This is a genomic window from Methylobacterium sp. D54C (assembly GCF_053345595.1).
The window spans coordinates 976325-991890 of record NZ_JBKFAK010000001.1 but is presented as its reverse complement, the minus strand read 5'-3'; the positions used below and the strand labels follow the sequence as shown (position 1 = coordinate 991890).

Here is a 15566-nt window from a genome sequence, read left to right as displayed (position 1 = left end):
CGCGCGCCCGTATATGCCTGCCTGCGTCTGCCTGCGCGCGTAATGCGGATTCCATAGGGAAATGCGTCACCATGCGTCATGCGTCACCATCATTGCGCACAACCTATATGGTAGGGTGCGCGTCATTCTGCCGCTTTGGGCCACGTTTTTTCACTGCGAATATCTGATACGCACCGAATGTATGGTCGGTCCTTATTAGTTCTTTTGCCGGGCATCCAGCCAAGATGAAGTAAGGCTGCAATAATGCGTCGTTGCTCACTTACGCCAATCTTTGGAATGTCCAAACCAAGACCATCGTGAGCTATTTCAGTAATGGTGACGCGCTGTTTTCCCAGCAAGTACGCTGAAATCGCCTCTTCCCAGGCATCGGCCTCGAAGCGGGCTTCTTGCTCCGGCTTGATATGCTTCGCTTCGAAGTCTGCGTCCGGCCACCAACGAGTGCCCTGCCGGTAGTGCTCTATAGCCTCGGCTACAAGTTGATCACGGTCGCGGGTGAGGGCGTCGGTATCGACCTCGCCGACCTTCACCGGCCAGTAGCGCCGGCCGCCGGTCTCGTCGCGGAGGTAGGTCGCTTTGTTGGTCGTTCCGACGAACACGCATTGCCGGGGCTGGATCACCTCCTTGCGCCCGTAGCTCGGCCGGTAGCGCTCGACCGGTCGCGAGATGAACGCCTTCAGGGCGTTGTCCTCGGCCTTCGACATCGCGCTCATCTCGGCGATCTCGATCAGCCATTTGCCCGGTAGGTGCTGCGACACGTCCTTGCCGATCGTGACGTCCGGCAGGTTGTCCGAGAACCAGCGGTCGCCCAGGATCGCGCACGCCGTCGACTTACGCGCACCCTGCGGGCCCTCCAGCACCATCATGTAGTCGGCCTTGCAGCCGGGTTCGTAGATCCGCGCCACCATGGCCACGAGAAACATGGTGCCGATGCCGGCGGTGTAGGCGTTCGCCTCCGCGCCGAGGTAGGTCGACAGCCACGTGTCCAGACGCTCGCGCGCGTCCCAGCGCAACCCGTCGAGGTAGTCCCGTATGGGGTGGAACGCCCGCTCGTGCGCCCGCATGTCAACCGCCTGGTGCGTCACGTCCTTGCCGAGCCGCTGCAGGCCTGCGCGCTGCAGCCATTCTTGCGCCCGGCCGACGTCGTTGTCCGTGGCCGGCCGAATCTCGATCGGGTCCGTGACCCCGCCGCCGGGATCGGGGGCCTCCCGATCCATCACCGTCGCGCACAGCATCTGATCGTAGCTGAACACCTCGCTCAGCTCGGGCGCGAGACGCAGCGCCGTCATGGCGTTGACGAGGTTCGAGACCAGCTCGCCCCTGTCGCTGCGCTGGCACTCGTCGTGCCAAGGATGGTTGTCCAGGGCTGGCCCGCCGTTGCCCCCCATCTCCGGACCGTTGCCGGTGTAACCGGCGCCCGCTTCATACCCCCTGCGGCCTCGGCGGCTCTGACGCGCCTTGGTCTCGGCCTTGTTCCAACAGCGATGCACCTCGACCTCAAGACGGTCTCCGTACTTCTCGGCGATCCCGGCCGGATAGCGGGTCATCAGCTCGACGATCTGCGGAGCCGTCCAGCCGTAGTCCTTGAGCCAGCCGACGGCGTGCATGAATTTATGGGACCGTTCACCCTCGGGCACGCCGTCACGAATGATGCGGTCCAGCTCGGCCGGCAGGTCGGTGCGCGGCTCGGCCGACGACGGCTCCTCGCGAGGTGCGCTACTGTTCTTGGGCTTCGACTTCGCAGCCCTCGCCGCATGGGCCTCCTCATCCAGCCATGCAACGGTGTGGTCGATCTGCGCATCCACATTCGTGAACGCGTCAGGCGTGCCGGGAAGATGGTCGCCGGAGATAGTGACGTACCGCTCGCAACCCCGGTAGGTCTCGACGCGGCCGCCGTCGCTGTCAGGGATCGCCTGGTTCCGGTGGACCTTCGGTCCTGTCGCCAAGCCGATGATGCGCAGGCCCGTGCCGGAGGGTGTTATCTCGGTGTAGCTGGCGGCCTCCGCGACCAGCGACTGCGCCCATTCCTGGATCTCGCCAGTGTGCGGGTTCCGGCAGTTGTCGAGATCTGACATGCCGAGTTCAGATCCGGCGAGCGCGTACCCGATGCCATGTGCGCGGCCGGCCTCATACGCTGCGAGCGCGTCTTCGAACGTGCCCCAAGTCTTCGGACTGTTGCTCTTGGCGTACTGGCTCGGCGCAGCTGCCTGATACGGCACCTTCGTGCGCTTGCCGGTCTTCCAGTGCAGTTCCCACCGCCACACCAGCCAGCGCCGCTCCAGCATCAGCGGAGCGAGCGCAGCCGGTAGCCTCGGGAACTTTGTGCCCGGCTTGGGCAGCGGCGGAGCAGTCTGAGGGGCTGTCATCGAACGGCCCGCCGGCGCGAGCACACCAAACGGATCGCGCGCAGGCGGTCCGTCGCGTAGCGGTCGCTGTCGATCGGCTCATGCGGGAACAGCCCGCATCGAGCCAGCATCACGACGGGCCGACTGCCGTCGAGCGGCACGACGGTGATGTAGCTGCAGCTGCTCAATCCGGATGGGAGCTCGGGCATCCGGGTCTCGCGCACTCGAAAGCGTCTACGGCTGTGGTCGAGCGCCCATACGAAGTCGTCGGGCGTGAGCGAGCGCGGGATCATGCGCGGCGGCTCCACGTGTCCAAGGTGGGATAGGCCAGTTCAGCAATCGCAGCGGCTGTGGACGGCGCGAGACCGAAGCGCGACACGAGGTAGTCTTGTCGAAGTGCCTGGGCTGGCGTATCTCCCTGAACGTCGACTTGCCGGAAGACGCTTCTGGAGACCCGCCGCAGCCCGCGCTGTGTGCGGGTTTTCTCTTTCATGGCCTCAGGCCGCCTCCGTGCCCGCGCCTGGGGAAAGGCCGAGCATCCGCTCGAACGGAGCCAGCGGCACCAGCAGTCGCCGCCCGATTTTAATGGTCGGGATCTGGCCGCGATTGGCCGCGTCGTAGGCCTGATTCTTCCCGATCCCGAGCCGCCGGCTCGCTTCCTCGATCGTGATGGTCAGCGCCTGCGAGCGCTTGAGGGTATCCGTCATGGGTTCCGCCTCTATGTGACGATAAATGCCGTCCAAACAGGTCTACGGGTGAGAAAAGGGGTTGGCAAGTCGCGAGACGACATTTATCGTCAAAGGCATTCGAAGGGATGCTTCATGACCGAACCGACCTCGAAGCGCCCAGTGGTGCCGAGCAAGCCGAAGCTGGAGAAGCGGCGGAAGTCGCTGACGATCCGCCTGCCGGACGAAGTGCGGGGCGAGCTTGAGGCTTGCGCCGTCAAGTACGGCCGCTCCCTCTCCGAGGAAGTCGAGACACGTTTGGTGATCTCGCTTGCGCAAAAGACACAGCTTCAAGTCGAATGGGGCGATGACCTCTTTCGCATCGCTGCGGCTATGGGTGTGGCGCGATCTCAGATCGAATATTGGCGCGGCGAAGACTGGCTCAATGATGATCGCGCTGCGCTCGTCTTCGAGCTGACGGCCTCGATGATCGTGAGAAACTACCGGGACATCGTTCAGCGCCGGACACGCGCGCCGATTTCCCCGAAGGGTTTCGACGAGATGACCGACCAAGAGCTTGCCGAGGTGTTTGCTGCGCAGAGCGGCCTCGCCGCGCCTCGGCCCCGTCGCGCGCCGGTCGAGGTCGTCTACTCGGACGACTGATAGCCTGAGCCTGCTACGCCAACGATTCGGAGGAAGCAGGACATGAAGGGCCACATCCGCGAGCGGTCGCCCGGCAAATGGGCGATCATCTTGGACCTGCGGGATCCCGAGACAGGCAAGCGCAAAAGGAAGTGGCACACCTCCGCGGGGACGAAGCGGGAGGCTCAGAAGGAGTGCGCCCGCCTCATCACGGCGATCGGCGCCGGCGACTATGTGGAGCCGGCCAAGGAGACGCTTGCCGCCTTCCTGGACCGGTGGCTTGAGGATGTGCGGCCCCGGATCACGCCGCGAAGTCACGAGCGGTACGCCGAGCTGGCGCGCAAGAGCATCGTGCCGTTGCTGGGCAACGCGGTGCTCACCAGCCTCCGGCCGGAGCAGATCTCGAAGGCTTACGCCAGGGCGCTCGTCAGTGGCCGGCGCGACGGCAAGGGCGGCCTCGCGCCTCGATCTGTCCACCACATGCATCGGGTGCTCAAGCAAGCCCTGGCGCAGGCCGTGAAGTGGCGCATCCTGGCGCGCAACCCGGTCGATGCCGTCGACCCTCCGAAGGTCGAGCGCGCCAAGATGCGGGCCCTCGATGCTGGCGAGACCGCGACGTTGCTCGCGCACTTCCGGCCGACGCGCATGTTCGTGCCGGTAGTGCTGGGCGTCCTGTGCGGACTGCGACGCGGTGAGGTTACGGCCTTGCGCTGGCGGGCCGTCGATTTCGCGACGGGCCACGTCGCGATCGTTTCGAGCATGGAGCAGACGAAGGCCGGGATCCGGATCAAGGAGACCAAGAGCGGGCGCTCGCGGCGTGTGGCGCTCCCCTCGCTGGCGGTCGAGGAGCTGCGACGTCATCGGGCCCGACAGGCCGAGGAACTGCTTCGGCTCGGCGTGCGGCTCACCGACGACGATCACGTCTTCGCCCAGGCGGACGGTCAGCCGGTCCAGCCCAACAGCCTCACGCACGAATTCGTGCGGATCCTGGCGCTGTCCAAGACCCTGCCGAGGGTACGATTCCACGACCTGCGCCACAGCCATGCGACGCAAATGCTGGCCAACGGCGTACATCCGAAGATCGCCCAGGAGCGCCTCGGGCATTCCTCGATCGCGATCACTCTGGACCTCTACAGCCACGTGCTGCCGGGTATGCAGGAAGACGCGGCCGCGAAGGTTGACGCTGCCCTTCGCGCGGCCATAGACAGGGCCGCCGGATAATTGGGTAGCAAAGCGGTAGCAAACACCGCTTTTAGGCCTCAGGCGTCCAGGCAGATTGTCCAGGCGGAATAACGGCTTGGAAGGGTGGCCGAGTGGTTTAAGGCAGCGGTCTTGAAAACCGCCGTGGGGGCAACTCCACCGTGGGTTCGAATCCCACCCCTTCCGCCAGTAGGCCTGGATTGTGGAGAGATCCCCGCCGTTTGGCGGTCCACCCCACCATCTGCCCCACCAGTTGACGGGGCTCGTTGGCTCAGGGACCCCCGACCGTCTCCGGGCTGCGCGAGGCCGCCGAGATCACGGATCAGGCGATCGACGCCGCGGTCGACGTGGTGCTAGGGCGCGACCGGGGCCCACTCCTCATCGGAAACGTCGGACGGATACGGCTCGCGGGCAGGGCTCATCCCCACCCATCCGAGCATCAGCCCGACCCAGGACCCTAACAGCCTGAGAGCGCGTCTGATGAGCAGAACGCACAATAGCCCCGCGCGGCGGTGTCGGCGGGGCAGAAGATGATGCTCTGGAAGAGCCGGAGCGGGTGTCGCATACCGCGGACCATATTGCCAAGCCTGATGTGTTAGGTCCAGCAGTTGCCGGCGCCAGCGGCTGAGCTATTCTCATGTCCGAAGCGCGTCCAGAAGGGTGGGCGTGCGAGGAACGCGACGACCGTGTCGGGCTGCCGGAGCCGGTCCTGATTGTCCGCTCAGGATGGCAATTGGATGTCGCGCTTTCGTCTCGAAGCGGACGTGCTGCCTCCGGTTCGATCCTGCTGATTGGACCGATGCGCGCTGGTTCCCCGCGCGGACAGAAGGGGAAGCGGTCCGATAGGTGTTGCTTCGACCAGACACTGGCGCATCATCTCATGCGGCAGGTGCCCCTATGGAATGCCTAGGCCCTCAACCCGGAAGGCGACCGGTCATAAGGCGGGCAGGGCATCGTGACGCGTTATTCATTGTCGCGGATGCAGTCAGCGCAATAAGATCAAGCATCGTGAGGAAACTGCTCGCAAATAGGCGATATGATACTCTCATCAAATGAGAGACTTTAAGATAGCGTCATGGCTTCGGATCTTCCTTTGTCCGCGTTCCGCATCTTCGAGGCAGCGGCGCGACGTCGCTCTTTCAAGGAGGCTGCCGGCGAGCTGAATCTCTCGGCCAGCGCCGTCAGCCACGCCATGAGCAAGCTCGAGGAGTCGCTCGGCGTGCCTCTCTTCGAGCGCGTCGGGCAGGGTATCGCGCCAACGACAGCGGGAGAGGCGCTCCTCGATCACGTCAGCCGGGCTTTCGCCGAGCTGCATCGCGGGCTCGACATGATCTCGACGCGCGGCTCGCAATTGCTGCGCCTGCATTGCGCCCCGAGCTTTGCCGCACAGTGGCTGACGCCCAGGCTAGCGGGTTTTCTGCGCGACCATCCTGGGATGGAGGTGCGACTGGCCGCAGGCATGGACTACGCGCGCTTCACCAACGACGAGTTCGATGCCGATATCGTCTACGGCCCCCCGCGCGGCGAGGGCTTGCTGCGCATGCCTCTCGGCGTGGAAACGGTGACGCCGCTCTGCGACCCGTCGCGAGCAGAGCAGATCAAGAAGCCGTCCGATCTGTTCCGGCATCCCTTGATCCAGAGCGACACGAAACTGGTGCGCTGGCCGCACTGGTTCGACAAGAACGGCCTCACGGCGCCGGCATCCGCAGCCCTGCGCTTCGACCGCAGCTTCCTGGCATTGACCGGAGCGGCCGACGGCCTCGGCGTCGCCCTGGAGTCGACACGACTCGCGGAACGGGAAATGACGATCGGACGCCTCGTGGCGCCGCTTGCAGGTCGGTCAGTGGATATCCACTACACCGGTCACCATCTCGTCTTTCCGCCATCATCGCGACGGCGCGAACCTCTGAGGATCTTCGCGCGCTGGCTCGCTAAAGAACTGTCTGTATCGCCGATCTCGGAGCTGGAATAGCGTTTAATGAATTTCATTCATGTTTGAATGCAATCTTCGCGTTTGTTCATTGCCTCTCGGGCAGCCATAAGGGCGTCAACGATAGGACGCGAGGAAACGGCTCGGACGCTGACGCCCGTCAGAGCGCGGCCCAAGAGGGTGAGCTGGCTTCATGCCACGCTTTCTCCGCCTCCCATCGCAGAAGAAGCCGGGTTCGGCCGGTTTGCAGGGAGGGTCTACATGCTTCTCGAGAACAAGGTCTGCGTGATCACCGGGGCGGCCTCCGCCCGCGGCATCGGCAAGGCCACCGCGCGGCTCTTCGCGAAGCAGGGCGCCCGCGTCGTCATCCTCGACCTAGACGCCGGCCAGGCCGAGGCGGCCGCCCGCGATCTCGGTGACGGTCATCTCGGCCTCGCCTGCAACGTCACCGACCGGGGTGCATGCCAAGCTGCCGCCGATGAGACGATCGCCCGCCTCGGCTCGATCGACGTGCTGATCAACAACGCCGGCATCACCCAGCCGCTCAAGCTGATGGATGTGGGGCCGGAGAACTATGACGCGGTCACCGACGTCAACCTGCGCGGCACGCTCTACATGAGCCAGGCCGTGGTCCCGCAGATGCGGAAGCAGAAATCCGGCTCGATCGTCTGCATGTCGTCGGTCTCGGCTCAGCGCGGCGGCGGCATTTTCGGCGGCCCGCACTATTCCGCGGCGAAGGCCGGCGTCCTCGGCCTGCAGAAGGCCATGGCTCGCGAGCTGGGCGCTGACAGCATCCGGGTCAATTCCGTCACTCCCGGTCTGATCCAGACCGACATCACCGGCGACAAGCTCACCCCCGAGCTCAAGGTCGAGATCGCCAAGGGCATCCCGCTCGGCCGCCTCGGCGTCGCCGACGACATCGCCAATGCCTGCCTGTTCCTGGCCTCCGACCTGTCCGCGTACATCACCGGCTCGGTGATCGACGTGAACGGCGGAATGCTGATCCACTGAGAGGGAGGACCTCATGTCAACCGAACGGCCCCACGAGGGTTCGAACATCTCGCTGGCCGACCGGGCCTACAATATCCGCCGCCACGCCCTGCTGATGGGCGAGGTCCAGGGCCAGGGCTACATCGCCCAGGCGCTCGGCATCTCCGATGTGCTGGCGGTGAGCTACTTCCACGCGATGACCTACCGTCCGGAGGATCCGGAATGGGAGGGCCGCGACCGCTTCTGCCTCTCCATCGGCCACTACGCCATCGCGCTCTACGCGGCGCTGATCGAGGCCGGGATCATCCCGGAGGACGAGCTGACGAGCTACGGCGGCGACGACAGCCGCCTGCCGATGTCCGGCATGGCCGCCTACACGCCCGGCATGGAGATCACCGGCGGGTCGCTCGGCCACGGGCTCGGGATCGCGGTCGGCATGGCGCTTGGGCTCAAGCGGAAGAACGCGAAGAGCTTCGTCTACAACCTATTCTCCGACGGCGAGCTCGACGAGGGCTCGACCTGGGAGGCCGCCATGTCGGCCGGCTCGTTCAAGCTCGACAACCTGATCGGCATCGTCGACGTGAACGGCATGCAGGCGGACGGCCCCTCGCACGGGGTTCTCAACTTCGAGCCGCTGGCGCCGAAGTTCGAGGCGTTCAACTGGTTCGTTCAGCGGGTCGACGGCAACGATATCGACGCGCTCGTGAAGGCCTTCGATGCCGCCCGGCACCATCCTGGTCCCGAACCCCGGGTGATCATCTGCGACACGAAGATGGCCAAGGGCGTGCCGTTCCTCGAGGAGCGCGAGCGCAACCACTTCCTGCGGGTCGAGCCGGCCGAGTGGACGCAGGCGCTGGAGATCCTGGACGAGGGGAGGGTGCAGTGAGACGCTCGAAATATGAGAGGCCCGCGCCGCGCGTCGGCGGCGGCGCCAAGACCTCGGCGATGATCGCCTCGCTGGCCGCCCCGGGGCAGCGCACGAAGCCCGCCCCGTTCGGCCACGCCCTCGTGGAGCTCGCCAAGACCCGGCCCGACATCGTCGGCCTCTCGGCGGATCTGGCCAAGTACACGGACCTGCACATCTTCGCGCAGGCCCATCCGGACCGGTTCTACCAGATGGGGATGGCCGAGCAGCTCCTGATGAGCGCGGCCGCTGGCCTCGCCCGCGAGGGGTTCGTCTCGGTCGCCACCACCTACGCGGTGTTCGCGGCGCGGCGCGCCTACGACTTCATCTGCCTCGCGATCGCGGAGGAGAACCTCAACGTCAAGATCGCCTGCGCGCTGCCCGGCCTGACCACCGGCTACGGGCCCAGCCATCAGGCGACCGAGGATGTCGCGATCTTCCGCGGCATGCCGAACATGACGATCCTCGACCCGTGCGACGCGCACGAGATCGAGCAGATGGTCCCGGCGATGGTCGCCCACCAGGGCCCGGTCTACCTGCGGCTGCTGCGCGGCAACGTCCCGCTGGTGCTCGACGAGTACGGCTATCGGTTCGAGTGGGGCAAGGCCAAGACGATCCGCGATGGCCGCGACGTGCTGGTGATCTCGTCGGGCCTGATGACGATGCGCGCCCTGGAGGTGGCCGAGGCCCTGCGCGAGGATCGGGTCGACGTGGCGGTGCTGCACGTGCCGACGATCAAGCCGCTCGACGCGGCGACGATCCTGGCCGAGGCCCGTCGCGGTGGGCGCCTCGTGGTCGTCGCCGAGAACCACTCGGTGGTCGGCGGCCTCGGCGAGGCCGTGGCGGGATTGTTGATGCGCGACGGTACCCTGCCGGAGCGCGGCTTCCGTCAAGTCGGCCTGCCGGACGAGTTCCTCGACGCCGGAGCGCTGCCGACCCTTCACGAACGCTACGGCATCTCGACCGAGGCGATGGCTCGAAGCATCCGCGGTTGGCTGTAGGCGCAGCCGTCGCTCGCGCCGACAAGCGACTGCTCGCACCCATAACTGAGCTGAATTGAGATGATCGCGGATCTCCGCGTCCGCGATCATGCTGTGCCGTAGAATGATTTCTCTATTCATTCGGTCGCATCGCGCGCTCTGAGCGATGATGCGCGCCTGAAAACAATTATCGAATTCAATATTCGATCAAAACAATAAAAACGCTCAGCAAAAGGGCGACCTGCGCGCATGGGCAGAGGCCGGCGATCTCAAGGACCGTAGCAGGCGGGATCGCGCCACCGAGCATCATCAGGGAGTGAAATCGTGAGCACATTCAACATAAGCCGTCGGACACTTCTTGCCGGCGCCGCGGCTGTCCCGATCTTCGGCATCATCACGCGCCGGGGCGAGGCCGCCGAATTCGGCTACAAGCTCGCCACCGGCCAGGACCCGACCCATCCGGTCAACGTCCGGGCGCAGGAAGCGTGCGACCGGATCCGCGAGACGACGAGCGGGCGCGTCGACATCAAGTTGTTCCCGGCCAATCAACTCGGCTCGGACACCGACCTGCTGTCGCAGGTGCGGAACGGCTCGGTCGAGTTCTTCAACCTCTCACACTCGATCCTGTCGACCTTCGTGCCGGCGTCCAGCCTGCCCAACACCGGCTTCGCCTTCAAGGATTACGATGCCGTCTGGAAGGCCATGGACGGGGCGCTCGGCGACTATGTCCGCGCCGAGATCGCCAAGACGCCGATCACGACCATCTGCAAGAGCTGGGACAACGGCTTCCGTCAGATCACCTCATCGACCCGTGAGATCAGGACGCCCGAGGATCTGAATGGCTTTAAGATTCGCGTGCCCCAAGCACCGATGCTTACCTCGCTCTTCAAGGCCCTCGACGCCGGGGCCGCGCCCATCAATTTCAACGAGCTGTACTCGGCGCTCCAAACCAAGGTCGTGGAGGGCGAAGAGAACCCGCTGCCGATCATCGCCACCACGCGCCTCTACGAGGTGCAGAAGTCCTGCAGCCTGACCGGCCACGTCTGGGACGGCTACTGGATCCTCGGAAACAAGCGCGCTTGGCAGAAGCTGCCCGAGGACCTGCGCGCGATCGTGACCAGGGAGTTCGACCGCTCGGGTCAGGATCAGCGTGCGGACGTGGCCAGGCTCAGCGACTCTCTGCGCACGACCCTGTCAGAGAAAGGGATCAGGTTCATCGATGTCGACCGAGAGCCTTTCCGTGCCGCTCTCGCCAAGACGAGTTTCTACAAGGACTGGAAGGCGAAGTTCGGTGAAGTCGGCTGGAGCCACCTCGAAGCCGTATCCGGCAAGCTCGGTTGAGGGTGGGGTGTTATGCACGTCGATATCGCCGCCGCCGCCTCTGTCGAGGCAACGCCCAGTCACGGCCTGCACGGGCCCCCGCTGAGCGGTCACCCATGGCTCGGGACCGCCGATCGGTTCCTCGGTCATCTCGTCGAGATCCCGGCCGCTCTGCTGGTGCTGGCCGAGATCGGTGTGCTGCTCGCCGGCGTCGTGAGCCGCTACGTCTTCCATGAGCCGCTCGTCTGGTCGGACGAACTCGCCGGCATCCTGTTCCTGTGGCTCGCCATGCTGGGCGCCGTGGTCGCCTTCCGCCGCGCCGAGCACATGCGCATGACGGCGATCGTCGCCATGACCGGACCCCGCACCCGCGCCTTTCTGGAAACAGTCGCGCTGGTGGCCGGCCTGATCTTCGTGAGCCTCGTCCTGCACCCCGCCTACGAGTTCGCGGCCGAGGAAATCTACGTCCAGACGCCGGCCCTCGATCTCAACAATGCGTGGCGCGCCGCTGCCTTGCCGATCGGCCTCGGCCTGATGCTGCTGGTCGCCGTCATCCGCCTCTTCGAAACGGCCGATTGGCGGATGACGGCCGGCGCGCTGGTGCTCGGCATTGCGGTCGCGGGTGGGCTCGCCGCCCTCCAGCCTTGGCTGGCGGGGCTGGGCAACCTCAACCTGCTGCTGTTCTTCGTCGTCGGCGTCGGCGCGCTGGTCTTCTCCGGCGTGCCGATCGCCTTCGCGTTCGGCCTGTCGACCTTCGCCTACATCACGCTGACCACCAACGCCCCGTCGATGGTGGTGGTCGGTCGCATGGACGAGGGCATGAGCCACCTCATCCTGCTCGCCGTGCCGCTGTTCGTGTTCCTCGGCCTGCTAATCGAGATGACCGGCATGGCGAAAGCCATGGTCGGCTTCCTGGCCTCGCTGCTGGGACACGTCCGCGGCGGCCTGCACTACGTGCTGGTCGGGGCCATGTACCTCGTCTCGGGCATCTCCGGCTCCAAGGCCGCCGACATGGCCGCCGTCGCCCCCGTGCTGTTCCCCGAGATGAAGGCCCGCGGCGCCAAGGAAGGCGACCTCGTGGCCCTGCTCGCCACCACCGGCGCGCAGACCGAGACGATCCCGCCCTCGATCGTGCTGATCACCATCGGCTCGGTCACCGGCGTGTCGATCACCGCGCTGTTCACCGGCGGCCTGATGCCGGGCCTCGTCCTCGCCGCGACGCTGTGCGCGCTGGTCTGGTGGCGCTACCGCCGCGAGGACCTGAGCCACGTCGCCCGGCCGTCCGGCCGGGTCATCGGCCGCGCCTTCCTGGTGGCGATCCCGGCGCTGGCGCTGCCCTTCGTGATCCGCTTCGCCGTGGTCGAGGGCATCGCCACTGCCACCGAGGTCTCGACCATCGGCATCGTCTACGCGGCGCTGGCCGGCCTGCTGATCTACCGCCAGTTCGAGTGGCGGCGGCTCTACCCGATGCTGGTGACCACCGCGACCCTGTCGGGGGCGATCCTGCTGATCATCGGTGCGGCCACCGGGATGGCCTGGGCGCTGACGCAGTCGGGCTTCTCGGAGACGCTCGCCGAGGTGATGAAGAGTCTCCCGGGCGGCGCGCTCGGGTTCCTGTTCGTCTCGGCCTTCGCCTTCATCATCCTGGGCTCGGTGCTGGAGGGCATACCGGCGATCGTGCTGTTCGGGCCGCTGCTGTTCCCGATCGCCCGGGCGGTGGGCGTGCACGAGGTGCACTACTCGATGGTGGTGATCCTCGCCATGGGCATCGGCCTGTTCGCCCCGCCCTTCGGCGTCGGCTACTACGCGGCCTGCGCCATCAGCCGGATCAACCCTGACGCCGGGATGCGCCCGATCGTCGGCTACATCCTGGCCCTGCTGGTCGGGCTGCTCGCCATCATCCTCGTCCCCTGGTTCTCGATCGGGTTCCTCTGAGGCGCTGCAACGCGATCCAGGAAGCGGCTGCATCCAACGGAATGCAGCCGCTTCCTCGTCGGGGGACGGTCCGATCAGCGCATCCTGGGAGGTGCCGCCGACCCGCGAGGCCGCACGGCCCGACCGAAGAGGGCGGCGAGCGCGGCCTGTCGCTCATCGGTCGCCCAGGACAAGGCCACGTGCTGGATCGGATCGCCGCTTGCCCCCGCGATCGCGTGCGACTGCGCCGGCTCCTTCCATTGCACGCGCGTTCTGGCCCGGAAGATCGGGGCTGCAATGCCTTGAGGGCCGGCACCGATCGCCTGCCTGAACAGCTTCTGCGGCGACAGCAGGGGCGGACCCGAGGCTCATCGCGCGGCGACGTCCGAGCATCCGGTCGAGCATCACCCAGCGTTCCGATCCGCTGGCCGCGATGACGCGGTAGAGGCCCCGCCGTCACCGGCCCTCCAGCCCGTCACGGCCGTTCCGTGCGGCGCCTCGATTGACCGTCAGCCAGTACGGCCGCAGCCGCGCGGCGCCGTGACTGATTTGCGCCACGTGCCCGATACGGTTAGTCAGCCTTAACCGTGTCGTCTTTCCCTGCTCGATGGCGCGACGCGACCGGCGGGCGTTCAGGCGATGGCCTGTCGCAGCCGATGCTCACTTCGTCCGCGCGACCTGCAGGACATTATTAACTATTCGCGGATTGCTTGTTGGCAATCTTGATTTGACAGCGCGCCACGTCCGGCGAACCAGAACGGTGATGAGACGGCGTCGATGCTTGATCTGACGGGCTATCGCCTGACCTACGACGACGAGTTCAACGCGCGCAGCATCTCGCAGAACGGCGTCGGGACGACCTACCGCGATATTCGCGCCGAGTGGCGGTACGACGCCAACTCCGACATCGGCTTCGGCCGGTCCTCGTTCCTCGATTCCGGGTCCGGTTACGATCCCTTCAGCGTCCAGAACGGTGTCCTGACGATCACGGCGGCGCCGCCCGGGACGAGCGCGTCCGGCTATCCGGGCAGCTGGCAGTCCGGCCTCATCAGTACGCAGGGCAACTTCTCGCAGACTTACGGCTACTTCGAGATCCGCGCGGATTTCTCCAACAATCCCGATGCCTGGGACGCCTTCTGGCTGCTGCCGAATCAGCAGAGCCCGCAGTCGAGCAGCGCCAACGGGCACCAGGAACTCGACGTCGTCGAGCATTACGGAAACAACGACCGCGGCGTCTACAGCACGATCCACACGACCGACCCGCAGCCGCCCGGAACGACCTGGCAGCAGACCCGCCAAGTCTACAGCGAGATGCCCAATCCCAACGGGTATCACACCTACGGCATGAACTGGCAGGCCGATCGCATCAGCTTCTACGTGGACGGTCAGCTCGTCGGTTCGCAGGCGACGCCGTCCGACCTGCACAGCCCCATGTATCTGCTGGCCAACCTGGCCGTGCAGAGCACGGCGACGACGGGCACCCGCTTCAGCTCGAGCATCGACTATATCCGCGTCTACTCGAACAACCCCAACGCGGTCGCGGTGCCGCAGGACCGCGTGTCGTCGCCGGATGGCCGGGATCCGGGCCTGTACGGGGCGACGGCCGGTCTCCGGTCGGGCGCCGGCGCGGCCGGAGCGCAGCCGGGCGCGACCGGGTCGAACTCCGGTTCGACGGCGCCTGCATCGGGCGCCAACGGGTCGAATGGATCTTCTCAATCGTCCTCGGGGACGCCTCAAGGGACCGCGGCGCCGGGAAACGCCCCGTGCTACTGCACCGGCACGTCCATCAGGACCGACCGCGGCGACGTCGCTGTCGAGCGGCTCGCGGTGGGCGACAGGGTCGTCACGGCCGCAGGCCTGCATCGGCCGATCCGGTGGATCGGTCGCCGCACCTATCCCGGATCGTCGGCTCCGCCGACCGAGCGGCCTGTGCGCATCCGGGCCGGCGCGCTCGACGATGGCGTCCCCGCCCGCGATCTGCTCGTCTCGCCGGACCACGCCGTCTGGCTGGACGGGCTGTTCGTCGCCGCCGGCCACCTCGTCAACGGAACCAGCATCACCCGCGGTGAGCGCGTGATCGATCTCACCTACTGGCATGTCGAGCTCGACAGCCACGACCTGTTGCTGGCGGAGGGCGCGCCGGCCGAGAGCTTCCTGCCCGCTCCCGGCCTCCGGCGGCTCTTCGACGGCCGCGATCCGGACGACAGCGCGATCGGTCCGCAGGCCTACGCGCCGCGCACCGCGCTCGGTCCCCAGCTCGCCGCCCTGCGCAGGCGGCTGATCCGTCGGGCCGGCGCGACGTCGCGTCCGGGCGCGGTGCGGGCGTGGCTGGATCGCTGCGCGCTGCGCGCGGACGGCGCGCTGCGCGTGGCCGGCTGGGCCCAAGACGCCGCGCAGCCCGACGCCCCCGTATGCCTGGACATCGTGGTCGACGGGACGATCGTGGCGGTGACGGTGGCGGCGGAGTACCGCGCCGACATCGCGGCGGCGGGCGTGGGCGACGGTCGGCACGGATTCGACCTCGGCGTCGAGGCGCCCCTCGCTCCCGGTGTGCCGCACGTGGTCGAGGTGCGCCGCTCGATCGACGAGGCGGTCATCTGCGCCATGGCCGCGGACGCGGCGGGCGTGTGGCGGCCCCTGCTGGCCGCCTGACGCGCCACCGCGGCCGCGCGGCGGACG

At 66.5% G+C, this 15566-nt stretch carries 12 protein-coding genes and 1 tRNA gene; 10 read left to right on the top strand and 3 right to left on the bottom strand.

What is annotated here, in order from left to right:
* Positions 1 to 122: 122 nt before the first annotated feature.
* The 3 genes from ACLBYB_RS05035 to ACLBYB_RS05025 all read right to left on the bottom strand — a co-directional run bounded on the left by ACLBYB_RS05035 (position 123) and on the right by ACLBYB_RS05025 (position 3049).
* Positions 123 to 2282, bottom strand: a complete 2160-nt coding sequence (locus tag ACLBYB_RS05035; RefSeq protein ID WP_447698080.1) for a VapE domain-containing protein — start codon at positions 2280 to 2282, stop codon at positions 123 to 125.
* A gap of 77 nt (positions 2283 to 2359) precedes the next feature.
* Entirely contained in the window at positions 2360 to 2635 is a 276-nt protein-coding gene (locus tag ACLBYB_RS05030) for a hypothetical protein (RefSeq protein WP_447698079.1), read from the bottom strand.
* A 204-nt stretch (positions 2636 to 2839) separates the two neighbouring features.
* The gene (locus tag ACLBYB_RS05025; RefSeq protein WP_447698078.1) at positions 2840 to 3049 is read right to left on the bottom strand and encodes a helix-turn-helix domain-containing protein; all 210 of its coding nucleotides are present in this window, start codon (positions 3047 to 3049) and stop codon (positions 2840 to 2842) included.
* A gap of 114 nt (positions 3050 to 3163) precedes the next feature.
* Between ACLBYB_RS05025 and ACLBYB_RS05020 the strand changes: the two genes are divergently transcribed.
* From ACLBYB_RS05020 to ACLBYB_RS04975, 10 genes are all read left to right on the top strand, one after another.
* Positions 3164 to 3670, top strand: a complete 507-nt coding sequence (locus tag ACLBYB_RS05020; protein ID WP_447698077.1) for a hypothetical protein — start codon at positions 3164 to 3166, stop codon at positions 3668 to 3670.
* A 42-nt stretch (positions 3671 to 3712) separates the two neighbouring features.
* Positions 3713 to 4870, top strand: a complete 1158-nt coding sequence (locus ACLBYB_RS05015; protein WP_447698076.1) for a site-specific integrase — start codon at positions 3713 to 3715, stop codon at positions 4868 to 4870.
* A gap of 78 nt (positions 4871 to 4948) precedes the next feature.
* Positions 4949 to 5038: transfer RNA gene (locus ACLBYB_RS05010), tRNA-Ser, on the top strand.
* Between the two features lie 886 nt (positions 5039 to 5924).
* Complete coding sequence (locus tag ACLBYB_RS05005) at positions 5925 to 6821, top strand: LysR substrate-binding domain-containing protein (RefSeq protein ID WP_447698075.1); 897 nt, start codon at positions 5925 to 5927, stop codon at positions 6819 to 6821.
* Between the two features lie 219 nt (positions 6822 to 7040).
* The gene (locus ACLBYB_RS05000) at positions 7041 to 7790 is read left to right on the top strand and encodes an SDR family NAD(P)-dependent oxidoreductase (RefSeq protein WP_447698074.1); all 750 of its coding nucleotides are present in this window, start codon (positions 7041 to 7043) and stop codon (positions 7788 to 7790) included.
* Positions 7791 to 7803: 13 nt separating this feature from the next.
* Positions 7804 to 8655 carry a transketolase gene (locus ACLBYB_RS04995; RefSeq protein ID WP_447698073.1) on the top strand — a complete coding sequence of 284 codons (852 nt, stop codon included), beginning with the start codon at positions 7804 to 7806 and terminating at the stop codon, positions 8653 to 8655.
* A complete protein-coding gene (locus ACLBYB_RS04990) occupies positions 8652 to 9674 on the top strand; it encodes a transketolase family protein (protein ID WP_447680261.1) in 1023 nt (340 codons plus the stop codon). Before ACLBYB_RS04995 ends, ACLBYB_RS04990 begins: the two co-directional genes overlap by 4 nt.
* A gap of 303 nt (positions 9675 to 9977) precedes the next feature.
* Positions 9978 to 10994, top strand: coding sequence for a TRAP transporter substrate-binding protein (locus ACLBYB_RS04985; RefSeq protein WP_447698072.1), 1017 nt, complete (start codon positions 9978 to 9980; stop codon positions 10992 to 10994).
* A 12-nt stretch (positions 10995 to 11006) separates the two neighbouring features.
* Positions 11007 to 12908: a TRAP transporter large permease gene (locus ACLBYB_RS04980; protein ID WP_447698071.1), complete on the top strand. Its 1902-nt coding sequence runs from the start codon at positions 11007 to 11009 to the stop codon at positions 12906 to 12908.
* A 756-nt stretch (positions 12909 to 13664) separates the two neighbouring features.
* The gene (locus ACLBYB_RS04975; protein ID WP_447698070.1) at positions 13665 to 15539 is read left to right on the top strand and encodes a Hint domain-containing protein; all 1875 of its coding nucleotides are present in this window, start codon (positions 13665 to 13667) and stop codon (positions 15537 to 15539) included.
* Positions 15540 to 15566 lie beyond the last annotated feature (27 nt).

Bases quoted from the DNA above. Each gene is read 5' to 3' on its own strand.
- ACLBYB_RS05035 (WP_447698080.1), bottom strand. From the start codon at position 2,282: ATGCTGGAGCGGCGCTGGCTGGTGTGGCGGTGGGAACTGCACTGGAAG.
- ACLBYB_RS05030 (WP_447698079.1), bottom strand. From the start codon at position 2,635: ATGATCCCGCGCTCGCTCACGCCCGACGACTTCGTATGGGCGCTCGAC.
- ACLBYB_RS05025 (WP_447698078.1), bottom strand. From the start codon at position 3,049: ATGACGGATACCCTCAAGCGCTCGCAGGCGCTGACCATCACGATCGAG.
- ACLBYB_RS05020 (WP_447698077.1), top strand. From the start codon at position 3,164: ATGACCGAACCGACCTCGAAGCGCCCAGTGGTGCCGAGCAAGCCGAAG.
- ACLBYB_RS05015 (WP_447698076.1), top strand. From the start codon at position 3,713: ATGAAGGGCCACATCCGCGAGCGGTCGCCCGGCAAATGGGCGATCATC.
- ACLBYB_RS05005 (WP_447698075.1), top strand. From the start codon at position 5,925: ATGGCTTCGGATCTTCCTTTGTCCGCGTTCCGCATCTTCGAGGCAGCG.
- ACLBYB_RS05000 (WP_447698074.1), top strand. From the start codon at position 7,041: ATGCTTCTCGAGAACAAGGTCTGCGTGATCACCGGGGCGGCCTCCGCC.
- ACLBYB_RS04995 (WP_447698073.1), top strand. From the start codon at position 7,804: ATGTCAACCGAACGGCCCCACGAGGGTTCGAACATCTCGCTGGCCGAC.
- ACLBYB_RS04980 (WP_447698071.1), top strand. From the start codon at position 11,007: ATGCACGTCGATATCGCCGCCGCCGCCTCTGTCGAGGCAACGCCCAGT.
- ACLBYB_RS04975 (WP_447698070.1), top strand. From the start codon at position 13,665: ATGCTTGATCTGACGGGCTATCGCCTGACCTACGACGACGAGTTCAAC.